Raw genomic sequence first — 26111 nt, 5'->3', positions numbered from 1 at the left:
CTCCACAGCCATGCTGACCATCGCCATAGTGTTTAGTCGCGGCTTTGCACAGGTAGCTGCACCGACGAAAGAACTCGTCGTGACCGAGGTAATCCTGCCGAGTCAGGTGGAACTTGGACTCCCTGGGGATATGCACAGCCCCCAACACATCAGGCACTGGTAAACGAAGTGCACTCGCCCAAGCCAATTCGAGACGGCTGTACAGGTTCGGACCCTCAGACCCGATACGGCCTACCGTCCGGTAAGCATCACGATTGAGAAAAACAATACAGTGGTAATGAGGCACACCTGCTTGTCCACGCTCTCGTACCCAGAAGAGCCTGATGCACGTGTCATGAGCCAATCTATTGAGACGGCGCGCACACTGACGATCATGACTGATCTGCGCCTCCAGTGACGCCCTGAAGCGCGCTATGACCCTATTGGTCATCGCATCGTCAGGTAGGTTCTTGTCATGCGGTAGTCTTAGATCAAACCTGAAGGCAAATACTCGGGCGTAGTCATTCAAAGCGTATTGCAGCGTCTGGTACAACTTCTCCAAGTACTGTTCAACGAAGGGGCCTTTGTCCAGCATGAGCGGGTAGCCATTTCAGACAGATAGCCTGCGCAACGTACCTTTGCGCAAACACTTCGCCCCCATGGGCTTGAGACGCACCTGCTGAGCATCCTTGACCAGGTAGCACATCGCGTAATGGACATGCGGACGGATCTCCTGATCGTTCTGAAAGATCATGCCGATACCCAGCTCGCGCTGCTCCTCTACCTTATCCCGCCCCTTCTTACCGTACTTTTCTTCCTTGTCGTGATTGCAGCTGTCGTAATAGCCTTGACCACGGGTGATATGAGCCCAAAGCTCGCCTATCTGATCGGCCTTGTAGACATCCCTGCACACCTCATTACCATTGAAAAAGTAAGCAGCATGGATGTGGTAGCCGCGATCATCACCCTGCTCCACCGCACAGATATAACCAAGGAGGTGATTAAATATCGGGTTACGCTCATGCTCAGCTGTCAACCGGTCAAGATCATCGAAGACTCGCTCGACTCGCAGCCTGAGCTGAACTGTCTGGTAGTAATACAGATTGACCCGAATGATCAGCGTGCGCGAGTAGCGACTGATCAGGGCATCGGTGTAGTCACAGACACGTACAGCATTTTCCTTGGCTTGCTGACGTCGATCTCCCTTCGGGCGACGATACCATTGCTCACCTGTTAGCCGGCGGATGCGCTCGACCAACATGTTCATACTGCGGTGATGACCCAGGTACGCTGTAGCGCTCTCGTTCAAGCACACAGGACCTTGTGTACTCCTTTCCAGCCCAATGCCCTGGCAGGCCTCCCAGAAGGCTCGCAGGTGCTCACTGTATTGGTATGGGAAGTCCTCCTGGAAGAGATTCAGCATCTGCCGGATGTATTTGAAGTATCGGGACAGCTGGGTACGCTCAATCCGCTCAAGACCTGAACGTGTCACTTCGAATCGAAAGGCGGGCGTGTCGTGTCTCTCGATGGATAAAACGAGTCGTTCGATCTGCAGCGTAATGCCGGATTGCGAGAGCCCGGTGTAGAGGTTGCTGTGCGTCATGGCTGTGTACCTGGCGATGTTTTCATACCAGATACCGAATGAGTATTTTAGAACCGGCGAGCTAACTCCCTATCGCCAGAGATGACTGAGCGTTAGTCAGAATTGCTCATTGCCTGTGGGTCTATCATTGGGTGTTGTTTGATGGTTGATGCTGCGATAGGGATGAGTAGTACTGATAGGTCTAGCTAGTTGAGTACTTAGACCATAAGCCTATACAAATCCAACTAGTTAAGAAGCTACACCTACAAACCCAACTATCAACACATAGAGCTATAAATCAAATTCTTACTCCAGCCAAGCTAATAAGTTAAACCTATCAATCTAATTGGTTAGAACCTATGTTAGAAGCTATCAATCTAATTAGTTAGAACCTATATAACTAGATGCAGCTCAGCCTCCAGCGATCATTCACGCTCCCATCAGGCCAAGTGGACCCACACTCCCAAGCCAGCTGAGGAATTTACGCCATCTCCTTCTGAGGAAGTTAGCTGAGAGCTGAGGCTGCTCAGTGGGCAGTAACGCCAACCGAATGACTCGATTGAAGCTCATCCCATCGACTGCTCGCCACCCTGGCCACTGAGCGCTTGCCAACAGCTCTTGCCGAGCGCGAGAACAGCAACCGGGTCATACGGCATACAGGCATCACGACGGGAGTCACCCCAGTCGTGATGCCTGTCAATTACTCATCGCTAGCTACGCTCAAGCTGTTGTTTAGTCAGCCAGGTCGCGCGCCTCGATCCTGGCCAAGATCCAATCGTGGACCTCTCCCTCCACCCAGCCTACGCAACGCTCTCCCAATGAGACCGGCTTCGGGAACGTACTGTCAGCGATGTACTTGTAGATGGTCGACCGGGCCAGACCGGTCGAGTCGATAACGTCTTTCAGGCGAATGATCCTCATGAACGGGGCTCCTCTGTTCGTTCAGAGGATGGGCAGGGTCGGTAAAAAATGACCTAGGGCTTCTCAGCCTTGCGCTTGGGCGGCGTGAGCAGCCCAAAGTCATAGCGGTTGAGCAAATTGACCTCAGACTCCGCCATCTCTGGTCGAAGCCTGACGACACCGGGTCGTTCTTCCTCCAGCCAGACAAACGCCTTGGCACCTTCTGGGGGCGATCCAACCACCAGGGTGATGACCTTGTAGCCCAGATCGTCGGCCACGGGGAGCACGCTCATCTGCCTCCCATCCAGCGGCAGAAAGGCGGCCTGCCCGAAGCGACTACGAAACTCATGGGCGATCTCATGGGTCAGCCTGTAAAAGTACTCGATGATCTCAGCCCAGTCAGCATCAAGACTACCTTGCTCGGCTGTAGTGTCCTCGCTGGTTACCTTCAATACCGGCTGGCGAAAGTCACGCCTGATCATGGCGTAGAGCTTGTCGTCCCACAGGTAGGCCCCCGGCAAAAGAGCCGACCAGCGCTGGGACAGCAAAAAGGAGGCATAGCGATACAGCCTGACCTGGAGTACGGGGTAAACGCGTGATCGCTGCCCCGCCAGAAAGCGAAGGACGCTCAGCGGCGTCACCAGGGCTGACCCCCTATCCCCGCGCTCATACGCGGCGACATCGAAGCTGAGAATATCGGCATGGGTAAAGCGCTTAGCCTCCCGATCCCACGCCAGATGCACCATCACCGCGCAGTGACTTTTGAGCCCAAAACCAGGGTTCAAATTCAAAAAATAGGTGCTGCTGACTCTAGGACTGGCAAATATCGAGCTGGAGACCCCAGGCACATAACGACGGATCAACCCCAGGTCCATCAGGCGTCGCAGGCGGTGCTTTAAGCTGGCCGCGTCGAAGCCGGTCAACTGCCGCAACTCCGGACCGCCGAGCCCACTGACCACACCACAGTGGTCCGCACGTGCCAGCAAGGTGGCGAACAACAACCGATTACCCGCACTCAGTCGCCTGCTCGCGCCCGGTGGTGCCGGCCGCCCTGCCTTGGTCACGGCTAGCCGCGGTTTTGCTGGGTGCAGCGGAAGGCCGGGTACTTGCGTCTCGATGGGAGCGCCAGACAATAGACAGCCAAGCAATTCAGCGTGAACCCCGTACACCGGCCCGCTGACCGTCAACGTCTGCACCACCTTCGGAGAGAGGGTGTAGGTGATTGAGGGTCGCCCTTTACCCTCCGACCGAGAGCGCTCTGGCACCACCAGACCTAACCGCACCAACTCGCCCAAGGCGTCACTGACCAGCGTTCGGGATAGCTGAAAGCGTACCGCCAGCACCTCGACTCGGTAGCCCTGCGCATCGCCCGGTGCGCGCACCGCGCCAGCCGCAAGCAGCTCAAACACCAACCGGGTTTCTGGATCAGCCCCTTGCAGTGACGCTATAAACAGCTGATAGAAAAGCTTCATAGGCTGAAGGGGTGCCATTAATTAACTGTTTTTATACCCTATAGGAAATATTGCATTTGTACAATAACGTTACCTATAACGTGACAGTAACATTACTATAACACCTGAAAAATAAACCTTACCTATACAGACACCCCTGCCAGAGTGACGGATAGAACCATGATCGAAGAGAAGCGCGAACTGAGATGGTTACGCAGAGGAGGCGATGAGTGGCAGTGGGCACAGCAGTACATCAGCAAGCATGCTGACGTCGCCATGCGCAGCGACATTGAGCGCTTTGCTCGCCGCATGGTGGAGGGTTACGAGCAGGTCGTAGCGGACATCGCCCACCTTGAGCAGACCGCCGAGGGACTGAAGTTGGTAATGCGGCTGAAGAATGCACTGAGGCAGCACCGCTACCGCGCCCCCAGTCACGGCAGAAAGCCGTGTACCTTCTCGTTGCCCAGCGCGACGCGAGCGAATCTTTCTCGCCTGTCCAAGGCCAATAGGGTCACAGAGACAGCCGTCATCACTACGCTCATCGACGACGCCGAATGGGCCACCAGAAAACACATCGAGCGCGAGAAAAACCTCAAGACCAGCCTGGCACTGGAACGTAAGCGCGCAGAGCTCGCCTTGGAAGCAGCCAACGCCCAGCTTGAGCAGACGATCAAGCAGCTGGAGCGCACCACTGAGCGTCTCGTCATGTGGGAGCTCGCCATGGAGAGCGAACAACCACCGTTTAATGGCGACCAAGAACAGGTCAGGCAAGCGGTGGAAACGCGCCTGAAGAAGGTGAAGACGATGAACGCCATCATTGCCCTGAGTCACAGCCAACCCAACGAAGACTAAGCAGCCATAAAACTGGCCTTGCTACTCAGGAGACGCGACAGAGCAAGTGCGCGCGAGCCACGCAAATGTCACTCGCCCTCCCGGCGACCTGTCGAGCGAACACAACCCCAACCAACACACCCAACCATACTCCTGCCCATCGTTCTTGATACGCAAAGACCAAACATATGAGACGCCATGAGAGTGTACTTTCCAGGGTTCGAACTACAGTACCTGAAAGTTCAGCGACCACAAAAACAAGAGAACTCATAGCATGGAAGATGAATTGGAACAACGGGCTGCCGACTACCTCAGCAGCGTCCTGGGCTTTAATGGCGAGCGTATCGACCCGGTGCTGGGTGGCTATCACTTGGGCAATGGCTACCGCCTACAGCCCTGGTCTGCGAGAAACGCAGAAGCTGACCTGGCACAAATCCGCGGTCAGAGGGCTGAAAGCACGTAAGTAGAGTGCCTATGAACAGTTGCCGTTCTGTGACGTGGCTGATGTATTCCGCCTTGTTAACGAACAATGCCATTTTCTTCCTGTCATGAAACCCCTGCAACCGCGCTGTGCCAAAAAAGGAAGCGGATGCTGACAGTTTGACGGCTACCTGATTGGCACTAACGAGTACGAAGCTCACCATGTATTTGACATCTGGTACCGCAACACGTCGGATATCATACCCATTATGAGATTTTTTTTGCCGGGCAGCAATAAATGCCTTTGAGAGGCTTGAGCGGAGTGCGGTGAAAGTCGCACGCTCCGTTCTTAGGAGAGCACAGTCAGGCAACTGCCTGTGTTTATTCTACTATATGACCGTTTTGACTGATCGACAGCAAAACCCCAGTTTTTTTCTGTGCAATGGTTAATTAAATATAAGTTTCCACCAAACAAAAAAAGGTAATTAATGTGGCGTATACAAAAGAAAGTCCAGGGGTGTGGTTTTCGATGAAGCAAGTTCATCCGGGCGATATTTATATGGTGATCGCCGCAGACTTGGATCGGAATTCCGCTTACACGGTGGGGAATTACTTTTCAGCTACCCAATCATTTCTCTGCAGTGGAGATCCCGTCACGTATTACCCTGCTGGGAATATGTCAACAGATAACTGGACGTGGGTTGGACATCAATTTACAAAAGGCAATCCGGGGATATGGAAGAGGGGGCAGCAAGTTAATCAGGGTGACACTTATTTGGTGACCCCCGCAGACCACTCCAGGAATTCCGCTTACACGCCAGGGAATTATTTTGTAGCCGCAGGCTCATTTATCTGTAATGAGGGCGTCACAGATTACCCATCTGGGGATAGTTCAGGCGGTTACTGGACGTGGGTTGGAAACCAGCAGTCTCCGATGACATATCCGCTGAATAGAGCAGGCAATCCAGGGGTATGTCCGTTTCTGCAAGTTAATCCGCATGACATTTATATAGTGACCGCCGCAGACCACTCCCGAAATTCCGATTACACGGCGGGAAACTACTTTTTATCCCGCTACTACCAGCCCCCCGATTTATATCATCCTTACCCTTCTTACCCTGCTGATGACAGTTCAACCGATTCTTGGGCCTGGATTGGAAATCAGCAATATCCGCTGAATACAAAAGGCAATCCCGGGTTATGGTGGGAGACTCAGCAAGTGAATGCGGGTGACATTTATATGGTGGATACCATATATGCCGATGTACATTCCACTACCACAGGGTGCACAGCGGGGAATTATTTTTTAGCCGCCGACTCATTTGTCTGTAAGTATTACGCCGCGGATATGTACCCTGCCGGTGACAGCTCAACAAATCACTGGCTGTGGGTTGGAAACAAGCAATATCCGTTGAATACAAAAGGCAATCCGGGGATATGGAAACAGTTGCAGCAAGTTCATCCGGGTGACATTTATATGGTAACTCTCGCAGACCATGCCCGGAATTCCGCTTACACGACAGAAAACTATTTTGTAGCCACTGGAACATTTGTCTGTAATGAGGGCGTCACAAATTACCCGGCCGGGGATAGTTCAACCGGTTTCTACTGGTCGTGGATTGGAAATCATCATTATCCTCTGAATACAAAAGGCAACCCGGGGACGTGGAAGATAGGGCAGCTAGTTAATAAGGGTGACATTTATATGGTGACCGCAGACCACGCCCGGAATTCCGCTTACACGTCAGGGAATTATTTTGTAGCCGCAGGCTCATTTATCTGTAATGAGGGCGTCACAGATTACCCATCTGGGGATAGTTCAGGCGGTTACTGGACGTGGGTTGGAAACCAGCAGTCTCCGATGACATATCCGCTGAATAGAGCAGGCAATCCAGGGGTATGTCCGTTTCTGCAAGTTAATCCGCATGACATTTATATAGTGACCGCCGCAGACCACTCCCGAAATTCCGATTACACGGCGGGAAACTACTTTTTATCCCGCTACTACCAGCCCCCCGATTTATATCATCCTTACCCTTCTTACCCTGCTGATGACAGTTCAACCGATTCTTGGGCCTGGATTGGAAATCAGCAATATCCGCTGAATACAAAAGGCAATCCCGGGTTATGGTGGGAGACTCAGCAAGTGAATGCGGGTGACATTTATATGGTGGATACCATATATGCCGATGTACATTCCACTACCACAGGGTGCACAGCGGGGAATTATTTTTTAGCCGCCGACTCATTTGTCTGTAAGTATTACGCCGCGGATATGTACCCTGCCGGTGACAGCTCAACAAATCACTGGCTGTGGGTTGGAAACAAGCAATATCCGTTGAATACAAAAGGCAATCCGGGGATATGGAAACAGTTGCAGCAAGTTCATCCGGGTGACATTTATATGGTAACTCTCGCAGACCATGCCCGGAATTCCGCTTACACGACAGAAAACTATTTTGTAGCCACTGGAACATTTGTCTGTAATGAGGGCGTCACAAATTACCCGGCCGGGGATAGTTCAACCGGTTTCTACTGGTCGTGGATTGGAAATCATCATTATCCTCTGAATACAAAAGGCAACCCGGGGACGTGGAAGATAGGGCAGCTAGTTAATAAGGGTGACATTTATATGGTGACCGCAGACCACGCCCGGAATTCCGCTTACACGTCAGGGAATTATTTTGTAGCCGCAGGCTCATTTTCCTGTAATGAGGGCGTCACAAATTACCCAGTCGGGGATAGTTCAGGCGATTACTGGACGTGGGTTGGAAATCAGCAATATCCGCCGAATACAAAAGGCAACCCGGGGATATGGAAGCAGGGGCAGCAAGTTCATCCGGGTGACATTTATATGGTAACTCTCGCAGACCATGCCCGGAATTCCGCTTACACGACAGAAAACTATTTTGTAGCCACTGGAACATTTGTCTGTAATGAGGGCGTCACAAATTACCCGGCCGGGGATAGTTCAACCGGTTTCTACTGGTCGTGGATTGGAAATCATCATTATCCTCTGAATACAAAAGGCAACCCGGGGACGTGGAAGATAGGGCAGCTAGTTAATAAGGGTGACATTTATATGGTGACCGCAGACCACGCCCGGAATTCCGCTTACACGTCAGGGAATTATTTTGTAGCCGCAGGCTCATTTTCCTGTAATGAGGGCGTCACAAATTACCCAGTCGGGGATAGTTCAGGCGATTACTGGACGTGGGTTGGAAATCAGCAATATCCGCCGAATACAAAAGGCAACCCGGGGATATGGAAGCAGGGGCAGCAAGTTCATCCGGGTGACATTTATATGGTAACTCTCGCAGACCATGCCCGGAATTCCGCTTACACGACAGAAAACTATTTTGTAGCCACTGGAACATTTGTCTGTAATGAGGGCGTCACAAATTACCCGGCCGGGGATAGTTCAACCGGTTTCTACTGGTCGTGGATTGGAAATCATCATTATCCTCTGAATACAAAAGGCAACCCGGGGACGTGGAAGATAGGGCAGCTAGTTAATAAGGGTGACATTTATATGGTGACCGCAGACCACGCCCGGAATTCCGCTTACACGTCAGGGAATTATTTTGTAGCCGCAGGCTCATTTTCCTGTAATGAGGGCGTCACAAATTACCCAGTCGGGGATAGTTCAGGCGATTACTGGACGTGGGTTGGAAATCAGCAATATCCGCCGAATACAAAAGGCAACCCGGGGATATGGAAGCAGGGGCAGCAAGTTCATCCGGGTGACATTTATATGGTAACTCTCGCAGACCATGCCCGGAATTCCGCTTACACGACAGAAAACTATTTTGTAGCCACTGGAACATTTGTCTGTAATGAGGGCGTCACAAATTACCCGGCCGGGGATAGTTCAACCGGTTTCTACTGGTCGTGGATTGGAAATCATCATTATCCTCTGAATACAAAAGGCAACCCGGGGACGTGGAAGATAGGGCAGCTAGTTAATAAGGGTGACATTTATATGGTGACCGCAGACCACGCCCGGAATTCCGCTTACACGTCAGGGAATTATTTTGTAGCCGCAGGCTCATTTTCCTGTAATGAGGGCGTCACAAATTACCCAGTCGGGGATAGTTCAGGCGATTACTGGACGTGGGTTGGAAATCAGCAATATCCGCCGAATACAAAAGGCAACCCGGGGATATGGAAGCAGGGGCAGCAAGTTCATCCGGGTGACATTTATATGGTAACTCTCGCAGACCATGCCAACAATCCTAGTTGTACGACAGGAAACTATTTTTCAGCTATCCAATCATTTGTCTGCAGTGGAAAAAATGTCACGTATTACCCTGCTGGAAACAAGTCAACAGATAACTGGGCGTGGGTGTTTGGTAATCAGCAATATCCGCTGAGTACAAAAGGCAATCCGGGGATATGGGCGTCTGGGCTGAAAGTTAATCCGGGTGACATTTATATGGTCACTGCCGCAGACCACGCCAACAATCCTCGTCATACGACAGGAAACTATTTTTCAGCTACCCAATCATTTGTCTGTCATGATGGCACCACGGCTTACCCTGCTGGTGACAGTTCAACACGGAACTGGATGTGGGTTGGAAATCAGCAAAATCCGCTGAATACAAAACGCAATCCGGGGATATGGAAGATGGGGCAGCAAGTTAATCCGGGTGATATTTATATGGTGACCATCGCAGACCACGTCAACAATTCTCATTATACGACAGGAAACTATTTTTCAGCTATCCAATCATTTGTCTGCAGTGGAAAGAATGTCACGTATTACCCTGTTGGGAATACATCAACAGATAACTGGACGTGGGTTGGAAATCAGCAAGATCCGCTGTAGGGGTTGTGCGCCCAAACCGCCGAAATTTCCATCGAGCCTATAAAGGCGTGTTTTGAGACTGGTCGGCGCTGCGCAAACGTTCGTTTTCAAGAGCATCGTCCAATGGCGGCTTACTGTGCTTTCAATTCCGACTTCTGAGGTGCCCCCCATCTGCGCTTGAATCCTTTGGTGTGAGAGCCTGGGTTCTACCGGTGGCTGACTCTCTGCCTCTCGTTTCAAGCGTTGCAGTTATTCTATGAATTCAGGGGGCCCACTGCACTTTATGAACGACTTTTTTGATAACCGACCATCATAGTTCACGTAATAAGTGATCCGGCCCAGATATTGTGCGGGCGCGCGAGCGAGGAAAATAAAGACTAGCAACACGTGAAGAGCTGGTCTTATTTTTCGTGCGACCATTGCCGAGGTCAACCAGCCATGCACCTTGACCCGGAGCTTCCGATCAGGGGCCGTCTTCGCCCCTATCCGCCCCCGCTTCATGCCTGACTTGATCAGTACGCCGATCACTTTCCTTGAGCGCGCTGTACAAGTCATATCACTCTACTGAGCCAGCGACCTATACCGCTCAGACAGTGGTGGAATCGCTCCAATCAGCTTGGCGCTGCCGACCAATCAATGGTCACAGGAAACCCCGTCTGCTGCTCGATCCGACTGAGCGCTACCCGGTACTACTGCCACAGCTTCAGGTTGGCTGCATCACCATCGCTGGCACTCCCCAGGCCAACCGCATCCTGAAGCGGCGCAATACGAATACCCGTGCTCCCCAGCAAACTGTCCCGTGGCCAGCGTTTGCGCTGCGTGGGCCTGGTGCTCGGCATCAGCATCGAGCTGCCAGCTTCCCCAACTTCAGACATGGTAAGGGTCTGGGCACGATTCCTGGGTTTACTCCTTCGTAGTCGACCGAGCTGGCCCCACTATGCTGGCAGGCCGGTATTGGTATGAAACACCATCCCGCGCACGTCCTCTACATGGGTCCAGACCTGCGTCTCGCCCTCGACATGAATGATCGCAAACCCCGCCTGAGGTTATTTCACAACGCGGCATGCCCACCATCCTCCTCGCAGAGATCGAGCCGAATACGGTTAGGCTGGAGGATAGCGCTCAGAATAGAAAGAAGGGATGACTGAGTCACCTCAAGACACGGACATTTCTGCGAAATCCCCCTGGGGGAACATATGGGGGAACCTAAACGGCAGAATGCAAAAAGGCCCCGTAAAACGGGGCCTTTTTGTACTGATATGGCGGAGAGATAGGGATTCGAACCCTAGGTACCGGTGAAGGTACAACGGATTTCGAATCCGTCCCATTCGGCCACTCTGGCATCTCTCCAACGGCGCGCATCATAACAACACTTTTACCGAAAGCAAACCCTCTTTCGAAAATTTCTTCGTGCTATCAGATGCTTGCGTCGATTAAAGCGGTACGCCCAGACGATTGGCGACTTCTTCGTAGGCTTCGATGACGTCACCGAGGCCCTGACGGAAGCGGTCTTTGTCCATCTTCTTCTTGGTGTCCTTGTCCCACAGACGGCAGCCGTCCGGGCTGAACTCGTCGCCGAGGACGATCGAGCCGTCGCTGAACACGCCAAATTCAAGCTTGAAGTCGACCAGCAGCAGGCCGGCGTCGTCGAACAGCTTGGTCAGGACTTCGTTGACCTTGAGCGACAGTTCTTTCATGCGAACCAGTTGCTCGGCGGTGCCCCAGCCGAATGCCACGACGTGGGATTCGTTGATGAACGGGTCGCCCTTGGCGTCGTCCTTCAGGAACAGTTCGAAGGTGTAAGGGTTGAGCTTGAGGCCTTCTTCGACGCCCAGACGCTTGACCAGGCTACCAGCGGCGTAGTTACGCACGACGCACTCGACCGGAATCATGTCGAGCTTCTTCACCAGGACTTCGTTGTCGGCCAGCAGTTTGTCGAATTGGGTCGGTACGCCGGCCGCTTCGAGTTTCTGCATGATGAAGGCGTTGAACTTGTTGTTGACCATGCCTTTGCGGTCGAGCTGCTCGATGCGCTTGCCGTCGAACGCCGAGGTATCGTTGCGAAACAGCAGGATCAAGCGGTCAGCGTCGTCGGTCTTGTAAACCGATTTGGCTTTGCCGCGGTAGAGTTCTTCACGTTTTTCCATGATGGGCTCCGCTTGCTAAGTAGGTGGGCTAGGCGATGTGGCGCCAGTCGAGCCCTGAATCTTGATCGGCCAGTTGCAGCCAGTCCGGGTCGCACCCAAGGGTGTCGACAAAACATTGCCGGGCCAGCTGCGACAGGTTGTTCTTGCTGCTCAGATGGGCCAGAACCAGGTGTTGCAGACCTTGCCAGCCCAACTCCGACACCAGGAATGCCGCCTGATGGTTGTTCAAATGTCCCAGCTCGCCGCCCACCCGCTGCTTGAGAAAGTACGGGTAATGACCACGGGCCAGCATGTCGCGACAATGGTTGGACTCGATCATCAACGCATCGAGGTCCCGATAACCGTCCAGCACCCGCTCGCAGTAGGAACCCAGGTCGGTCAGCAGGCCGAAACGCCGCTGCTCGTGATCACTGAAGACATACTGGGTCGGTTCCTGCGCATCATGGGCCACGGCAATGACCCCGATGTTCAGAGCACCGATCTGCAGTTGCTCGCCGCCGGCCAGAAAGCCTGCGGGTTCAATCGGTTTGCGCATCCCGCGCAGTGTGCCGCGACTGAGGTAGACCGGTAGATTGTAGCGCCGAGACAGTAAACCCACGCCATGCACGTGGTCGGCATGTTCGTGGGTTACGAGTATCGCGCTCAGTTGCGCCGGGTTCACACCCAGGCGCAACAGGCGTTTTTCGGTTTCCCGCAGGGAAAAACCACAATCCACCAGCACGTACGTATCAGCACTGGCGATCAGCGTGCCGTTCCCTTGGCTACCGCTGCCGAGAACGGCAAAACGCATGATTGATCAGCCCAGGTTGTCCTGAATCACGCTCAACACTTTGCGTGCCACTTCGGCCGGCGCGACGGTGTTGATGTTTTTCTCGACGGTCACCTGAATGTTCTCGCCAACCTTGCTCAGGCGAACCTGATAACGCTCGGCACGGGCTTCAACTTCTTCCTTGCTCGGCGCACTGCCGAACAGGCTGCTGAAGAAACCAGGCTTGTCGTCTTTCTTCTCGGCTTTTTCGGCCAGGTTGATGTAGTACAGGCCCAGGCTGCGGTTGATGTCTTCAACGCGCCATTCGCCTTGTTCCAGTGCACGGCCAACGCTCGACCAGGCACGGTCCAGATCGGTACCGACGTTCAACACAGGGTTACCGCTGCCGTCTTCGCTGAGGCTGACACGGCTCGGGGTATCGAAATCACGAGAAGCCAGCATCGACACCGAACCGCCCTTCTCGGAGATCCGGCTCATGCTTGCAAGCATGTCGTCGACCAGCGCTGCGTCCAGGCCAGTGTTGACCGAACGGTTGGTGAAGGCGACGTCGGCAGTGCTGCCGGCAGGACGCTCGGCGCTGACCACATAGATTTCACTGGTGTTGCGCTGCACGCCCGGCTCGATGCGAACACGCACACGGGTTTCGCTGTCGCTGGCAATGCCGGCTGCGCTCAGGCGCTTGGCCATGGACGCGGACAGTTCATCGGAGTGCTGCCAGGTGGTGGTGAATTCACCGGTTTGCGGGCGCTGCTCATCCAGACGGAAACCGTTGTCCTGGAAGAACTGCACCGCCACTGGCCAGACTTCGGCCGGTGGATGCTGGGCCACGACCCAACGCGAATCACCGCTCTTCTGCAGCGAGTAATCGCTGGCATCGGCAACGGCCGACAGCGGCTGAGGACGCGGAACAATGTATTCGCCCTTGGCGGTGTCATCAGCAACGTTACGCGGGATCGGCAACAGCGGATCCAGACGCTTGGAAGTGCTGACTTCCGGCGGCAGTTGCATCGGTGCAGTCTGTTGCGCTTGCAGGTAATCGCTACCACGGTCGCGGAAATAACCTTCCGGCCCCCAGACCCATCCGCAGCCACTGGTGCTGGAGATAATCAAGGCAAGTGCGGAAAGTCCGGCCATTCGCTTCATGCGTTGTACTTCCTCAATTAAACCAGGACGCTGCACTGGCGCAGGGCCGTGCGAAGCGTTTCATGACAAGGTGTGCTCAGCCAGGTCAGTGGCAGGCGGATGCCTTTGTGCATCAGGCCCATTTCAACCAAAGCCCACTTCACCGGAATCGGGTTGGCTTCGATGAACAGGTCTTTGTGCAGCGGCATCAGTTTTTCGTTGATCGCCCGTGCGGTGTCGGCGTCGCCTTTCAGCGCAGCTTCGCACAGATCGGCCATTTCACGCGGCGCGACGTTGGCGGTTACAGAGATGTTGCCTTTACCGCCCAGCAGGATCAGTTCAACGGCGGTCGGATCATCGCCGGACAGCACGATGAAATCCTTGCTCACGCCATCGATGATCGCCTTGGCGCGCTTCAAGTCGCCAGTGGCTTCCTTGATGCCGATGATGTTCGGCACGGTGGACAGGCGAATCACGGTCTCGGCCTGCATGTCGCACGACGTGCGGCCAGGAACGTTGTAGAGAATCTGTGGAATGTCGACCGCTTCAGCGATGTACTTGAAGTGCTGGTACAAGCCTTCCTGAGTCGGCTTGTTGTAATACGGCACGACCAGCAGGCAGGCATCGGCGCCGGCTTCTTTGGCGTTGCGGGTCAGCTCGACGGCTTCACGGGTCGAGTTGGCGCCAGTGCCGGCGATAACCGGAATGCGCCCGGCAACCTGTTTGACCACGGCTTTGATGACGGCGATGTGTTCTTCTACATCAAGGGTTGCCGACTCGCCGGTAGTACCGACCGCGACAATGGCATGGGTGCCGTTCTTGAGATGGAAGTCCACGAGTTTGCTGAGGCTGTCCCAGTCAAGACGCCCTTGTGCATCCATGGGAGTGACCAGTGCCACCATACTGCCCGCAATCATGAAACCGCTCCTGCCGGAAAAAGAGAGCGGTAATGGTACTGGCGCCAAGATGCTTGCACAAGCGAAGTACTGCGCTGCCGCCATTCCCCTTGGCGCCGCTTTTCGCTACCCTTCAGACTTTGATCGGTACTGATCAGCTTGTACGCCGGGTTTCAGCCTTCCTTTACGGCCTCCCAGACCCCGTTCCTGCGTCGCATCGACGCGCTCCCGCTATAGTGGAGCGAGCCGCGAGCGCTTGCAGGGTCTTTTAGTACGGATGCCAGAACAGGCATTCCCCGGCAGCCAACGCCCGTAAACTACCGACCGCTCATCGCTTTAGGAATGCTGCATGTCCACCCCCACAGTTCGCGAACAATTCCTTGTCATCAGTGCCCTTGGCGCCAACCCCATGGAGCTGACTAACGTCCTGTGCCGCGCCAGCCATGAAAATCGCTGCGCCGTGGTTACTTCGCGCCTGACCCGCCACGGCGAGTGCAGTGCGCTGATCCTCGAGATCTCCGGCAGCTGGGACGCTCTCGCTCGCCTGGAAGGCAGCCTGCCGGGCCTGGCCAAAAAACACGCCTTTACCGCCAATGTGGTGCGCAGCGCGCCGCTGGAAAATCGTCCGCAGGCACTGCCATACGTGGCTTACGTCAGTTCGGCGTATCGCCCGGACATTATCAATGAGCTGTGCCAGTTCTTCATGGATCACAATGTCGAGCTGGAAAACCTGACCTGCGACACCTATCAGGCACCACAGACCGGCGGCACCATGCTTAACGCCACGTTCACCGTGACCCTGCCGGCCGGCACCCAGATCAGTTGGCTGCGCGACCAGTTCCTCGACTTCTCCGACGCGATGAACCTGGACGCACTGATCGAGCCTTGGCGCCCACAGAACCCAATGTAAGGAAGCTTTCATGGCCGTTGTCATCGACCAACCGGTTGCCGATTTCGAAGCACCTGCAACCAGCGGGCAGACTGTCCGCCTGTCCGCCCTGAAGGGCAAGCAAGTGGTGATCTACTTCTACCCGAAGGACAGCACGCCGGGCTGCACGACTCAAGGCCAGGGCTTTCGTGATCAACATGAAGCGTTCAAGGCTGCCAACACGGAAGTCTTCGGCATTTCGCGCGACAGCCTGAAGTCCCACGAGAACTTCAAGGGCAAGCAGGCCTTTCCGTTCGAGTTGATCAGCGACAAGGACGAGGCTGTCTGCCAGCTGTTCGACGTGATCAAACTGAAGAAGCTGTACGGCAAGGAATACCTGGGCGTTGATCGCAGCACGTTCCTGATTGATAAGGACGGTGTGCTGCGTCAGGAATGGCGTGGTGTGAAAGTGCCGGGGCATGTGGATGCGGTGTTGGCTGCTGCTCAGGAACTGAACAAGGCCTGATGGTTTTGCGTCGCCCTCATTGACGCCTTCGCGAGCAAGCTCGCTCCCACATTGAACTTGTGAACGCCACAGATCCAATGTGGGAGCGAGCCTGCTCGCGAATAGCCTTTCTACAAAATCTGGATCAATCGCTACAACAGCGGCGCCACCGCCGGCTCCTTGCGCGGCCACGCATCCAGCACCGCCTTGAACAGCGTTGCCAGCGGGATCGCAAAGAACACCCCCCAGAATCCCCACAACCCGCCAAACAACAGCACCGCGCAGATAATTGCCACCGGATGCAGGTTGACCGCTTCCGAGAACAGCAACGGCACCAGCACGTTGCCATCCAGTGTCTGGATGATCCCGTAGACCGCCATCAAATAGATGAACTGATCGCTCCAGCCCCACTGGAACAGCGCGATCAACAGCACGGGCACGGTCACCACCACCGCACCAACGTACGGCACTACCACCGACACACCGACCAGTAACGCCAGCAGTGCCGCGTAGTTGAGACCGAGCGCCACGAAAGCGATGTAAGTCACGCCGCCACAGATCACGATCTCGATGACCTTGCCGCGAATGTAATTGGCAATCTGCCGGTTCATTTCCTGCGCAACCCGGGTGATCAACGCACGTTCACGCGGCAAGTAGCCACGCACCCATTCGCCGATCATGGCCCGGTCTTTGAGGAAGAAGAACACCAGAATCGGCACCAGTACCAGATAGATCATGATGTTCACCAGCAGCGGCAGACTCGACAATGAGAATGTCAGTGCCCATTGGCCGAACTTGCCGATCTCGCCCCGTGCCGCTTCGATCGCCTGCAAAACCTGCTCGTCGGACACCAGATGCGGATAACGTTCCGGCAGCAATAACAGCAGCGATTGCCACTTGGCGAGCATGCCCGGCAACTCATTGAACAGCGTGATCAACTGATGCCAAAGCAACGGCACGACCACGACGATGAACACCATCAGTACGCCCATGAACAGCGCAAACACCAGACCAACCGCCACACCACCCGGCACGCGCAGGCGCTCCAGCGTTACCACCAGGCCTTGCATCAGATACGCCAACACCATCCCCGCTAACACTGGCGCGAGCATGCCGCCGAGGGTCAGCACGGCCGTAAAGGCGAGAAACAGCAGCACTGCCAGCACCACGGCTTCTTCATCGGAGAAGTAGCGCTGAATCCAGTCGCGTAACACTTTGAACATCAATAATCCTTAGGTCTTTTACGCTGTCGGTTTCAGGCCTTTTTCAACCAGTAACGGTAAACGCCTGCTTCGTCTTCTTCACGCAGCAGCGTATGACCGGCCAATCTGGCAAAGGTGCGAAAGTCGCGCTGCGAGCCAGCATCCGTGGCGATCACCTTGAGGACGGCGCCACTTTGGAGTTTGTTGAGTTCCATTTTTGCCTTGAGCAACGGCAACGGACAATTCAGGCCACTGGCGTCCAGTTCCACGTCATGGGCTACAGCGTCAGTCATTGCGTCACTCCGGTTCGGGTCGTCGAGCTGCCTAGAATATCTGGTCGCAGCTCCGGTGTCCGGCTACAGTAAGGTCTTTGTCTTCTAAGGCTTTGTGCATGACTTTTCTGCGCCCTACCCTGCTGACGCTCGCTTGCCTGCTCGCCTCACCAGGCTTTGCCGACGATCTGCCGTCACTCGGCGACGCCAGTTCTGCCATTGTCTCGCCGCAACAGGAATATCAGCTCGGCCGCGCCTGGCTGGCGATGTTGCGCAGCCAGGTTTCACAGCTCAACGATCCACAGCTCAAGGACTACGTCGAATCCAGCGTCTACAAGCTGGTGGAGACCAGCCAGGTCACTGACCGGCGTCTTGAGTTCATTCTGATCAACAGCCCACAGCTCAACGCCTTCGCAGCGCCGGGCGGTGTGGTCGGGGTCAACGGCGGTCTGTTCCTCAATGCGCAGACCGAGGGCGAATACGCTTCGGTACTGGCGCACGAACTGGCGCACTTGTCGCAACGCCACTTTGCGCGCGGCGTCGAAGCTTCGCAGCGGATGCAGGTGCCGATGATGGCCGCGCTGCTGGCGGGCATCGTCATTGCGGCGGCCGGTGGCGGTGACGCTGGCATCGCAACAATTGCCGGTACACAGGCAGCGGCGATTCAATCGCAACGCACCTTTTCCCGCCAGAACGAACAGGAAGCCGACCGCATCGGCATCCTCAATCTGGAAAAGGCCGGGTATGACCCGCGCTCGATGCCGACCATGTTCGAACGCCTGATGCGTCAATACCGTTTCGACGCCAAGCCCCCGGAATTCCTGCTGACTCACCCGGTCACCGAATCGCGTATCGCCGACACCCGCAACCGCGCTGAACAGGCCAAGCCTGGCGGTATCGAAGACTCCAAGCGCTATCAGTTGATCCGCGCACGCGTGCAACTGATCTACGAAGAAACCCCGGGCCTGGGCGCCAAGCGTTTCCGTGCGCAACTGGACGAAAACCCGAAAAACGACGTGGCGCGCTACGGTCTGGCGATTGCACAGATCAAGGGCGGCCAATTGAATGAGGCGCGTGAGAACCTCAAGCAATTGCTGGCAACGTCACCAAACGAAATCATCTACAACCTTGCTCAGGTCGATCTGGACATCACCAACAATCGCCTGCCGGATGCGCAATCGCGGGTTGACCGGATGCTCACGCAGTATCCGGGCAACTATCCGTTGAATCAGGTTCGTGTGGATCTGCTGCTCAAACAGAATCGCGCACCTGATGCCGAGAAAGCACTGGAAGCATTGCTCAAGTCACGTCCGGATGATCCGGATGTCTGGTATCAGGTCGCCGAAACCCGTGGCTTGTCCGGCAACATCATTGGCCTGCATCAGGCGCGTGCCGAATACTTCGCACTGGTCGGCGATTACCGTCAGGCGATCCAGCAGTTGGACTTTGCCAAGCGCAAGGCTGGCAGCAACTTCCCGCTGTCGTCACGCATCGATGCTCGCCAGCGTGAGCTGATGGAGCAGGAGCGCATGATCAAGGACATGATGGGCTGATCGTTACCTGCCGGGACAAAAGCTTCAGGCATAAAAAAACCGCCTCTTTCGAGGCGGTTTCTTTTTTACCCTACCGCTGGATTATTCAGCCAGCTTGAAGGTGATGAAGCTGGCGCGACCTTGACGCAGAACGCGCATCGACACCGAACGGTTCTTCGGCAGCGCTTTTGCGATCTCGCCGAACTCCTTGCTGGAGCCGATGGCCTGGTTGTTCAGGTGCGTAATCACGTCACCTGGTTGCAGACCGATCAACGCTGCAGGACCGTCCTGCACTTCCTTGATCACCACACCACCTTTGAGGTCGTAGGTTTTCTTCTGCTCGGCAGTCAGTTCGCCTACCGAAACACCGAGGCGGTTACTGGTGCTTTCAGTGCCGGACTTCGGCAGCGCATCCAGCTCTTTGTCTTCGTCCGGGATCGCGCCGACGGTCAGCTCGACGTTCTTGCGCTTGCCTTCACGAATCACTTCCAGATTGGCTTTCGCACCAGCCTTCAATGCGCCAACCAGATGTGGCAGGTCAGCAGACATGACGATCGGCTGACCGTTCATGCTCAGGATCACGTCGCCGACTTGCAGGCCGCCCTTGGCTGCAGGGCCGTCATCCTGAATCTGGGCAACCAGCGCGCCGGCCGGTTTATCCAGACCGAACGACTCGGCCAGATCCTTGTTCACTTCCTGGATGACTACGCCCAGCCAGCCACGGCTCACCTTGCCACCGCTCTTCAACTGGTTGGAGACGTCCATCGCCACGTCGATAGGAATCGCGAACGATACGCCCATGAAGCCACCGGAACGGGTGTAGATCTGCGAGTTGATCCCGACCACTTCACCGTTCAGGTTGAACAGCGGACCACCGGAGTTACCCGGGTTGATCGGCACGTCGGTCTGAATGAACGGCACGTAGTTTTCGTTCGGCAGACTACGGCCGACGGCGCTGACGATGCCTTGGGTCACGGTGTGATCAAAGCCGAACGGCGAACCGATCGCGACAACCCACTGACCGGCTTTCAGGTCCTGGGATTTACCGAGTTTGAGCACGGGCAGGTCTTTGCCTTCGATTTTCAGCAAGGCCACGTCGGAACGCGGGTCGGTGCCGATCAGTTTGGCTTTCATTTCGCTGCGATCAGCCAGACGCACGAGGATCTCGTCAGCATCAGCGATCACATGGTTGTTAGTCAGGATGTAGCCATCTGGAGAGATGATGAAGCCCGAGCCCAGCGACTGCGCTTCACGCTGACGACCACCACCGCCCGGCGAACGCTGCTGAGGCGGCATGCCACGTTCGAAGAACTCGCGCAGCATCGGCGGCAGACCTTCCAGATCAGGCATCTGCTGGTTCACTTTACGGTCCGGCAGCTTCTGCGTGGTACTGATGTTCACCACGGCTGGCGAAGCTTGTTCGACCAATTGGGTGAAGTCAGGCAGATCGGCCGCTTGCGCAGCAGGCACCGCCTGACCGAGCAACAGCACAGTGGCGAAAATGGAAAGACAGGATTTCAAACTTGGTATCGACATACAGCTCCCGTTACGACGAGCAGGGTTAAGCGATATGGAGCAAGGAACACCGGAAACCACCGACCGGCATTTTTGTTCCGGCAACAACAAACAAGGCCAGAGCCGTGAGGCTCTGACCTATAAAAAATTTTCAGGGTATTTGCAAATGAAAATGCTCAGCAAACATTTCATCTACGTCCCGACGAAGAAGTGGTAATGACTGAAATCAGCTCACTGCTTGCTGGTTGCAGCGCCATCAGTGTTACGCATCGACAGAGCAATTCGTTCGGCGGTGCCAATCGGAATTTCGCCGACCACTGTCACCATCATTTCGCCTTCTGGCGTGGTCAGGCGCCGGGAAACGGCAACGGTCGGGCCCAGTTGAGTCCGCGTGTCAGTGACGGTTGCGCCGTTCAATGGCTCAAGGAAAACCGAAAAACGCGCCAGACCGTCGTCATACAGCAAGCTGTTGACCTGAGTCCTGGTTTCCGGATCTTTGTGCGAAGTGCTGCTAGTCAGTTCGAAACCTGGCGGCAGCCAGTCCGAATGCCATACCTGAGCAGCCTTGACGGCCGAAGCCTTGTCGCTGTCGAGCGAAATCGCTTTACAGTCGGCGTCGGCCTGCAAGTCTTTGTCCGAAGGGACTTCATCAGTATCAAGACTGGTGAACTGGAAGCGTTCGAGCAGCTGACCTTTGTCGTTCAGCAACAACGACTTCAACGGCAAGCCGGTTTTCTTGTCCAGATGCAATTCAAAGCCGTAACGATGCTGATCGCGAGGCGTCAGCGATACAATCACCGCGTCTCGCCCAGCCACACGCGATTTGCCGATAACGGCAAGGTCATACCAGTTTTTCAGCTTTTGCGGATCGAGAGGACGAGCGGCTGAGTTGGGAGAATCTCCCAGCCCGGCAATCAGGGTGCCGCTGACGCATTGAGTGTGTCCATCAATGCGCACGACTTCCTGCGCCGAGCCGTCGAGCTGGAGTAAACGCTCGCGGACCTGGCCATTCTGGACGCGATGCCAGATGTTATGGGTAGAAAAGCTACCGTTACGCTCGTATACGAATGTGCCGTGAAAGCTTTGCTGCTGCTCGGCCTGGCCCAGACGGGTCAACCAGTCCTGGGCCTCATCAGCATGGGCTGGAACAATGAACCAGCCACTGAGCAGAAGCGAAAGTAGAGGTATGGCGCGCATGATCCTCCTTAACGGTTTTCCAGACTTGCTGCACGTGCGTATGGCAGTGCGCTTTCAGTGCCTTTCAGTGCAGCCTGTTGAGCGTGCTGGCGCAGATAACCTGGCAGACGCTGATCATGCCAGCCTGGTTGACCTTGCAATACGCCGTTGGCCATAGGGCCAGTGGCTTCCGAACTCTCACTATAGCCTGCCAGAACAGCCGGACCTTTGACCTGAGGGGTCGCCAGGGTTGGCTGATTGGACTGCTGAGCCAGCTCGACACCAGCGATTTCGTCCTGATTGTACAGGCGAACACCGGCCAGAACGGCAACAGTCACCGAGGCCGCAACAGCCAGACGGCCGAGGTTGCGCCATGGGCTGCGGGATACTTTGGCCGGAGCCGTTTCGTCTTCCAGTGCAGCAGACACTGCCGCAGCGATATCCAGACGTGGAAGCAGCAGATCCTTGTGCATGGCTGCCCGAGCGATCTGGTAACGAGCCCAGGTCTCACGGGTATCAACATCGTCCAGTGCATTGAGCACTCGACGCAATTCCAGTTCGTCCGCTTCGTTATCCATCACTGCGGACAGCGATTCCTGCAGGGCTTCACGACTCATGGCGTTCCTCTCTTGGCTGTCGCCGCTGTCTCAGTTTTCCTGCAACAACGGCTGCAGGGCTTTATCGATGGCCTCCCGGGCGCGGAAAATCCGGGAGCGCACGGTACCCACCGGACATTGCATGACGCTCGCAATGTCCTCGTAACTCAGACCATCGAATTCACGTAAAGTTAAAGCCGTACGCAAATCCTCTGGCAGTTGCTGAATGGTTCGATGGACGGTGCCTTCGATCTCATCCCGCAGCAGTGCACGTTCTGGGGACTCGAGATCCTTGAGGCCATGATCGCCATCGTAGAACTCTGCATCTTCGGAACTTACATCGCTATCCGGCGGCCGGCGGCCGCGTGAAACCAGGTAATTCTTCGCCGTGTTAATGGCAATACGGTACAGCCACGTATAAAACGCACTGTCGCCGCGAAAGTTTCCAAGTGCTCGATACGCCTTGATAAAGGCTTCCTGAGCCACGTCCTGGGCTTCATGGGTGTCGTGCACAAAACGCACGATCAACCCGAGAATCTTGTGCTGATACTTCAGCACCAACAGATCGAAAGCTCGCTTGTCGCCGCGTTGAACGCGCTCGACCAGCTGCTGATCCTCTTCCTGGGTTAGCATGAACACTCCTCGATAAGCCCGAAGGAGACTTGCATAACTAAACGACCAGACTTGCAAACATAGACTCGGGCTTTTCGCAAAAGTTCTCCCCCTCCAGGCAAGTTTCCTGCGGGCTCTGATTTGGCACGCACGAAAAACGCAGCTCGGGATAAACCGGCTGCGCGAATAATCTTGTTATCGGTTTCGCCGGGCAGGAATCCAATCGCAGATTCCGCACTGAAGCCGACACGTCCCTTGTTTCTGGCACCGACTATTGATCTTGGGCCTTTGGCAAAAGTTCCAATTATTTATAGCCGCACCGCCCAGACATTGGGCAACCCTGAGCAGAAAAATCCTGTTTCAGCGCCGATACAGTCGTGTTCTCCCCAAAAGGGTGAAAAAAACTTCCGACGAAGCACCCGGTTTTTTCCGTCACAGTAGTTTCACAATGCCATATCGGCTCGGCTATTGTGCCGTCCCCCCCCTCTATATACTAGTGGGCTGTGTGGCTGTCTTGACTCGCCGATCCAGCTGTCTTGCGCCACCCCCGACCCGGGTCGCTTTGAGCGGAATCCTGTAATGAGCCAACAATTCCAACACGATGTTCTGGTCATAGGCAGCGGTGCTGCCGGTTTGAGTCTCGCGCTGACCCTGCCGGGTCATTTGCGCATTGCCGTATTGAGCAAAGGCGATCTCGCCAACGGTTCAACTTTCTGGGCCCAGGGTGGCGTCGCCGCCGTGCTCGATGACACTGATACTGTCGAATCCCATGTAGACGACACCCTGAACGCCGGTGGCGGTCTGTGCCATGAAGACGCCGTGCGTTTCACCGTGGAGCACAGCCGCGAAGCCATCCAGTGGCTGATCGATCAAGGCGTGCCCTTCACCCGCGACGATCAATCCGGCACTGAAGATGGCGGATTCGAGTTCCATCTGACCCGCGAAGGCGGTCACAGCCACCGTCGCATCATCCATGCGGCCGATGCTACCGGTGCCGCAATCTTCAAAACTTTGCTGACTCAGGCCAAAGAGCGTTCGAATATCGAACTGCTGGAGCAGCGGGTTGCCGTTGATCTGATTACCGAACGCCGTTTAGGCATGGAAGGCGAGCGCTGCCTCGGCGCCTACGTACTCAACCGCAAAACCGGCGAAGTCGACACCTACGGCGCACGCTTCGTGATTCTGGCTTCGGGCGGCGCAGCCAAGGTCTATCTCTATACCAGCAATCCCGACGGCGCCTGCGGTGATGGCATCGCCATGGCCTGGCGCTCCGGCTGTCGGGTGGCGAACCTGGAATTCAACCAGTTCCACCCGACCTGCCTGTACCACCCACAAGCGAAAAGCTTCCTTATTACTGAAGCTCTGCGCGGTGAAGGCGCACACCTGAAGCTGCCGAACGGCGAACGCTTCATGTATCGCTTCGACAAGCGCGCCGAACTGGCACCGCGCGACATCGTCGCCCGGGCCATCGATCATGAAATGAAGCGTCTGGGTGTCGACTGCGTCTATCTCGACATCAGCCACAAGCCCGAAGATTTCATCAAGACTCACTTCCCCACTGTTTATGAGCGCTGCCTCGGTTTTGGCATCGACATCACCAAACAACCAATTCCGGTCGTACCCGCCGCGCACTACACCTGCGGTGGCGTGATGGTCGATCAACAAGGCCGCACCGACGTGCCGGGCTTGTACGCGATTGGCGAAACCAGCTTCACCGGCCTGCATGGCGCTAACCGCATGGCTAGCAACTCGCTGCTGGAATGTTTCGTCTATGCCCGCTCGGCCGCGGCGGACATTCTCGCGCAGCTGGACGATATCGCCGCGCCAAGCGCCCTCCCCGCGTGGGACGCCAGCCAGGTGACCGATTCCGACGAAGACGTGATCATCGCGCACAACTGGGATGAATTGCGCCGGTTCATGTGGGACTACGTCGGCATCGTGCGCACTAACAAGCGCCTGCAACGGGCGCAACACCGCGTGCGACTGCTGCTGGACGAGATCGACGAGTTCTACAGCAACTATAAAGTCAGCCGCGATCTGATCGAGTTGCGCAATCTGGCACAAGTGGCCGAACTGATGATCTGTTCAGCCATGGAGCGCAAGGAAAGTCGCGGCCTGCATTACACCCTCGACTACCCGGACATGCTGCCCGAAGCACTCGACACTATTCTGGTGCCACCCACCTACGCCGGCTGAACTTGAGCCGTACTCGCAGGCGTCGGTGCAGATCCGCCGCCTGCGAGTCCCATGGCACGCAGATCGATCTGACCCGCCATTCGCCGCGCAAGCGAAAACGCAGCACCACGATCAAGGGCAGCGCGAGGCTGTCCGGGCGCAGCTGCGCCGCTTGCCAACCATCAGCCTGATTCCACACCTGCCAACCATCGGCATCCCGACGCAATCCACGAAACGCCTTGGGATTATTCAGCAGAATCTGCCGAGGCAACACCCAAACGCCATGCAGCAGGCAGATTAAAGCCCCGAGCAGACTGGCCCAGAGTGGAATCGAAAGCAGAAACAAAGCACCCAGTGCGAACGCCTGGGCCAACAGATACGCCGCCAGCAACTGCCGTGAGGCATGCCAGCGGCATTCGAACGTATTACTTGGGCTGGACACGATCCAGGATCATGCGAACCATGCGCTGCAGTTCCGGATCTTCAGACTCGCTGCGCTCCATGAACCAGCCGAACATGTCCTGATCCTCGCACGTCAGCAGACGCACATACAGATCGCGATCCACCTGGTTCAACGTCGCGTAAACCTCCTGCACGAATGGCACCAGCAACACGTCAAGCTCAAGCATGCCGCGACGGCTGTGCCAAAAGAGGCGATTCAGTTCAACTTGTTCGACCATGGAGCCCTCCTCAAATTTGGCGGCAAGTATACAGCCCCGAGACGGCTCGCACAGTCGGCTTTGGTCGGGCACCA

The 26111-nt window shown here is 55.6% G+C and carries 24 protein-coding genes, 1 tRNA gene and 1 pseudogene; 9 read left to right on the top strand and 17 right to left on the bottom strand.

Going from position 1 to position 26111, the window contains the following annotated elements; translation table 11 throughout:
• The 4 genes from F8N44_RS19880 to F8N44_RS19865 form a co-directional block, all read right to left on the bottom strand.
• A partial coding sequence (locus F8N44_RS19880) for an inovirus Gp2 family protein (protein ID WP_150651486.1) occupies nucleotides 1–574 on the bottom strand: 574 nt, incomplete at its 3' end.
• A 15-nt stretch (nucleotides 575–589) separates the two neighbouring features.
• On the bottom strand, nucleotides 590–1582 hold the full coding sequence (locus F8N44_RS19875; RefSeq protein WP_150651485.1) for an inovirus-type Gp2 protein: 993 nt from the start codon (nucleotides 1580–1582) through the stop codon (nucleotides 590–592).
• Between the two features lie 711 nt (nucleotides 1583–2293).
• Nucleotides 2294–2482 carry a helix-turn-helix transcriptional regulator gene (locus F8N44_RS19870; protein WP_150651484.1) on the bottom strand — a complete coding sequence of 63 codons (189 nt, stop codon included), beginning with the start codon at nucleotides 2480–2482 and terminating at the stop codon, nucleotides 2294–2296.
• 53 nt (nucleotides 2483–2535) lie between these two features.
• Nucleotides 2536–3933, bottom strand: coding sequence for a hypothetical protein (locus F8N44_RS19865; RefSeq protein ID WP_150651483.1), 1398 nt, complete (start codon nucleotides 3931–3933; stop codon nucleotides 2536–2538).
• Nucleotides 3934–4092: 159 nt separating this feature from the next.
• Between F8N44_RS19865 and F8N44_RS19860 the strand changes: the two genes are divergently transcribed.
• The 4 genes and pseudogenes from F8N44_RS19860 (at nucleotide 4093) to F8N44_RS19850 (ending at nucleotide 9991) form a co-directional block, all read left to right on the top strand.
• Nucleotides 4093–4764 carry a hypothetical protein gene (locus tag F8N44_RS19860; RefSeq protein ID WP_150651482.1) on the top strand — a complete coding sequence of 224 codons (672 nt, stop codon included), beginning with the start codon at nucleotides 4093–4095 and terminating at the stop codon, nucleotides 4762–4764.
• Between the two features lie 253 nt (nucleotides 4765–5017).
• The gene (locus F8N44_RS19855; protein ID WP_150651481.1) at nucleotides 5018–5206 is read left to right on the top strand and encodes a hypothetical protein; all 189 of its coding nucleotides are present in this window, start codon (nucleotides 5018–5020) and stop codon (nucleotides 5204–5206) included.
• Nucleotides 5148–5352: pseudogene (locus F8N44_RS31815) on the top strand (hypothetical protein); the annotation flags it as partial. The gene F8N44_RS19855 and the pseudogene F8N44_RS31815, both read left to right, overlap by 59 nt.
• Before the next feature lie 340 nt (nucleotides 5353–5692).
• Nucleotides 5693–9991, top strand: coding sequence for a hypothetical protein (locus tag F8N44_RS19850; RefSeq protein WP_150651480.1), 4299 nt, complete (start codon nucleotides 5693–5695; stop codon nucleotides 9989–9991).
• A gap of 1239 nt (nucleotides 9992–11230) precedes the next feature.
• Here the strand turns inward: F8N44_RS19850 and F8N44_RS19840 are convergent.
• From F8N44_RS19840 to dapA, 5 genes are all read right to left on the bottom strand, one after another.
• Nucleotides 11231–11320 (bottom strand) — tRNA-Ser (locus F8N44_RS19840).
• A gap of 83 nt (nucleotides 11321–11403) precedes the next feature.
• A complete protein-coding gene (purC, locus tag F8N44_RS19835; protein WP_007911389.1) occupies nucleotides 11404–12117 on the bottom strand; it encodes a phosphoribosylaminoimidazolesuccinocarboxamide synthase in 714 nt (237 codons plus the stop codon).
• A 28-nt stretch (nucleotides 12118–12145) separates the two neighbouring features.
• Nucleotides 12146–12907: an MBL fold metallo-hydrolase gene (locus tag F8N44_RS19830; protein WP_150651478.1), complete on the bottom strand. Its 762-nt coding sequence runs from the start codon at nucleotides 12905–12907 to the stop codon at nucleotides 12146–12148.
• A gap of 6 nt (nucleotides 12908–12913) precedes the next feature.
• Nucleotides 12914–14029 carry an outer membrane protein assembly factor BamC gene (gene bamC, locus F8N44_RS19825; protein ID WP_034153155.1) on the bottom strand — a complete coding sequence of 372 codons (1116 nt, stop codon included), beginning with the start codon at nucleotides 14027–14029 and terminating at the stop codon, nucleotides 12914–12916.
• A 17-nt stretch (nucleotides 14030–14046) separates the two neighbouring features.
• Nucleotides 14047–14925, bottom strand: a complete 879-nt coding sequence (gene dapA, locus F8N44_RS19820) for a 4-hydroxy-tetrahydrodipicolinate synthase (protein WP_150651477.1) — start codon at nucleotides 14923–14925, stop codon at nucleotides 14047–14049.
• A gap of 328 nt (nucleotides 14926–15253) precedes the next feature.
• Here dapA and F8N44_RS19810 point away from each other — a divergent pair, with 328 nt between their 5' ends.
• Nucleotides 15254–15814 (top strand): glycine cleavage system protein R, encoded by a 561-nt coding sequence (locus tag F8N44_RS19810; RefSeq protein WP_038358363.1) that lies wholly within the window; start codon nucleotides 15254–15256, stop codon nucleotides 15812–15814.
• Between the two features lie 10 nt (nucleotides 15815–15824).
• Nucleotides 15825–16298, top strand: coding sequence for a peroxiredoxin (locus F8N44_RS19805; protein WP_150651475.1), 474 nt, complete (start codon nucleotides 15825–15827; stop codon nucleotides 16296–16298).
• Nucleotides 16299–16429: 131 nt separating this feature from the next.
• Here F8N44_RS19805 and F8N44_RS19800 read toward each other — a convergent pair whose 3' ends face one another.
• Both F8N44_RS19800 and F8N44_RS19795 read right to left on the bottom strand, forming a co-directional pair.
• Nucleotides 16430–17500, bottom strand: a complete 1071-nt coding sequence (locus F8N44_RS19800) for an AI-2E family transporter (RefSeq protein WP_150651474.1) — start codon at nucleotides 17498–17500, stop codon at nucleotides 16430–16432.
• A gap of 32 nt (nucleotides 17501–17532) precedes the next feature.
• Nucleotides 17533–17772, bottom strand: coding sequence for a sulfurtransferase TusA family protein (locus F8N44_RS19795; RefSeq protein ID WP_038358357.1), 240 nt, complete (start codon nucleotides 17770–17772; stop codon nucleotides 17533–17535).
• Nucleotides 17773–17870: 98 nt separating this feature from the next.
• Between F8N44_RS19795 and F8N44_RS19790 the strand changes: the two genes are divergently transcribed.
• Nucleotides 17871–19304, top strand: coding sequence for a M48 family metalloprotease (locus tag F8N44_RS19790; RefSeq protein ID WP_016984698.1), 1434 nt, complete (start codon nucleotides 17871–17873; stop codon nucleotides 19302–19304).
• A gap of 81 nt (nucleotides 19305–19385) precedes the next feature.
• On the opposite strand, the gene F8N44_RS19785 is transcribed toward F8N44_RS19790, so the two are convergent.
• A complete protein-coding gene (locus F8N44_RS19785; protein ID WP_122844981.1) occupies nucleotides 19386–20819 on the bottom strand; it encodes a DegQ family serine endoprotease in 1434 nt (477 codons plus the stop codon).
• Between the two features lie 34 nt (nucleotides 20820–20853).
• On the opposite strand from F8N44_RS19785, the gene F8N44_RS31395 reads away from it, so the two are divergent.
• Nucleotides 20854–21015, top strand: a complete 162-nt coding sequence (locus tag F8N44_RS31395; protein ID WP_191630925.1) for a hypothetical protein — start codon at nucleotides 20854–20856, stop codon at nucleotides 21013–21015.
• Between the two features lie 14 nt (nucleotides 21016–21029).
• Here the strand turns inward: F8N44_RS31395 and F8N44_RS19780 are convergent, their stop codons facing one another.
• From F8N44_RS19780 to rpoE, 3 genes are read right to left on the bottom strand one after another with little or no spacing between them, the layout of a single operon-like run.
• Nucleotides 21030–21995 carry a MucB/RseB C-terminal domain-containing protein gene (locus F8N44_RS19780; protein ID WP_150651473.1) on the bottom strand — a complete coding sequence of 322 codons (966 nt, stop codon included), beginning with the start codon at nucleotides 21993–21995 and terminating at the stop codon, nucleotides 21030–21032.
• An 8-nt stretch (nucleotides 21996–22003) separates the two neighbouring features.
• Nucleotides 22004–22591 (bottom strand): sigma-E factor negative regulatory protein, encoded by a 588-nt coding sequence (locus tag F8N44_RS19775; RefSeq protein ID WP_034153146.1) that lies wholly within the window; start codon nucleotides 22589–22591, stop codon nucleotides 22004–22006.
• A 30-nt stretch (nucleotides 22592–22621) separates the two neighbouring features.
• Complete coding sequence (gene rpoE, locus F8N44_RS19770; RefSeq protein WP_003172477.1) at nucleotides 22622–23203, bottom strand: RNA polymerase sigma factor RpoE; 582 nt, start codon at nucleotides 23201–23203, stop codon at nucleotides 22622–22624.
• A 558-nt stretch (nucleotides 23204–23761) separates the two neighbouring features.
• On the opposite strand from rpoE, the gene nadB reads away from it, so the two are divergent.
• Nucleotides 23762–25378, top strand: a complete 1617-nt coding sequence (gene nadB / locus F8N44_RS19765; RefSeq protein WP_150651472.1) for an L-aspartate oxidase — start codon at nucleotides 23762–23764, stop codon at nucleotides 25376–25378.
• Here nadB and F8N44_RS19760 read toward each other — a convergent pair.
• Nucleotides 25347–25799 carry a protein YgfX gene (locus F8N44_RS19760; RefSeq protein ID WP_150651471.1) on the bottom strand — a complete coding sequence of 151 codons (453 nt, stop codon included), beginning with the start codon at nucleotides 25797–25799 and terminating at the stop codon, nucleotides 25347–25349. The genes nadB and F8N44_RS19760 overlap by 32 nt on opposite strands.
• Complete coding sequence (locus F8N44_RS19755) at nucleotides 25783–26037, bottom strand: succinate dehydrogenase assembly factor 2 (protein ID WP_007911418.1); 255 nt, start codon at nucleotides 26035–26037, stop codon at nucleotides 25783–25785. Before F8N44_RS19755 ends, F8N44_RS19760 begins: the two co-directional genes overlap by 17 nt.
• Nucleotides 26038–26111 lie beyond the last annotated feature (74 nt).

Source organism: Pseudomonas fluorescens (assembly GCF_902497745.1).
GTDB classification, from domain to species: Bacteria; Pseudomonadota; Gammaproteobacteria; order Pseudomonadales; family Pseudomonadaceae; genus Aquipseudomonas; species Aquipseudomonas fluorescens_BM.
Note: the sequence above shows the minus strand (reverse complement) of the source record. Positions and strands in the feature narration are given on the sequence as shown.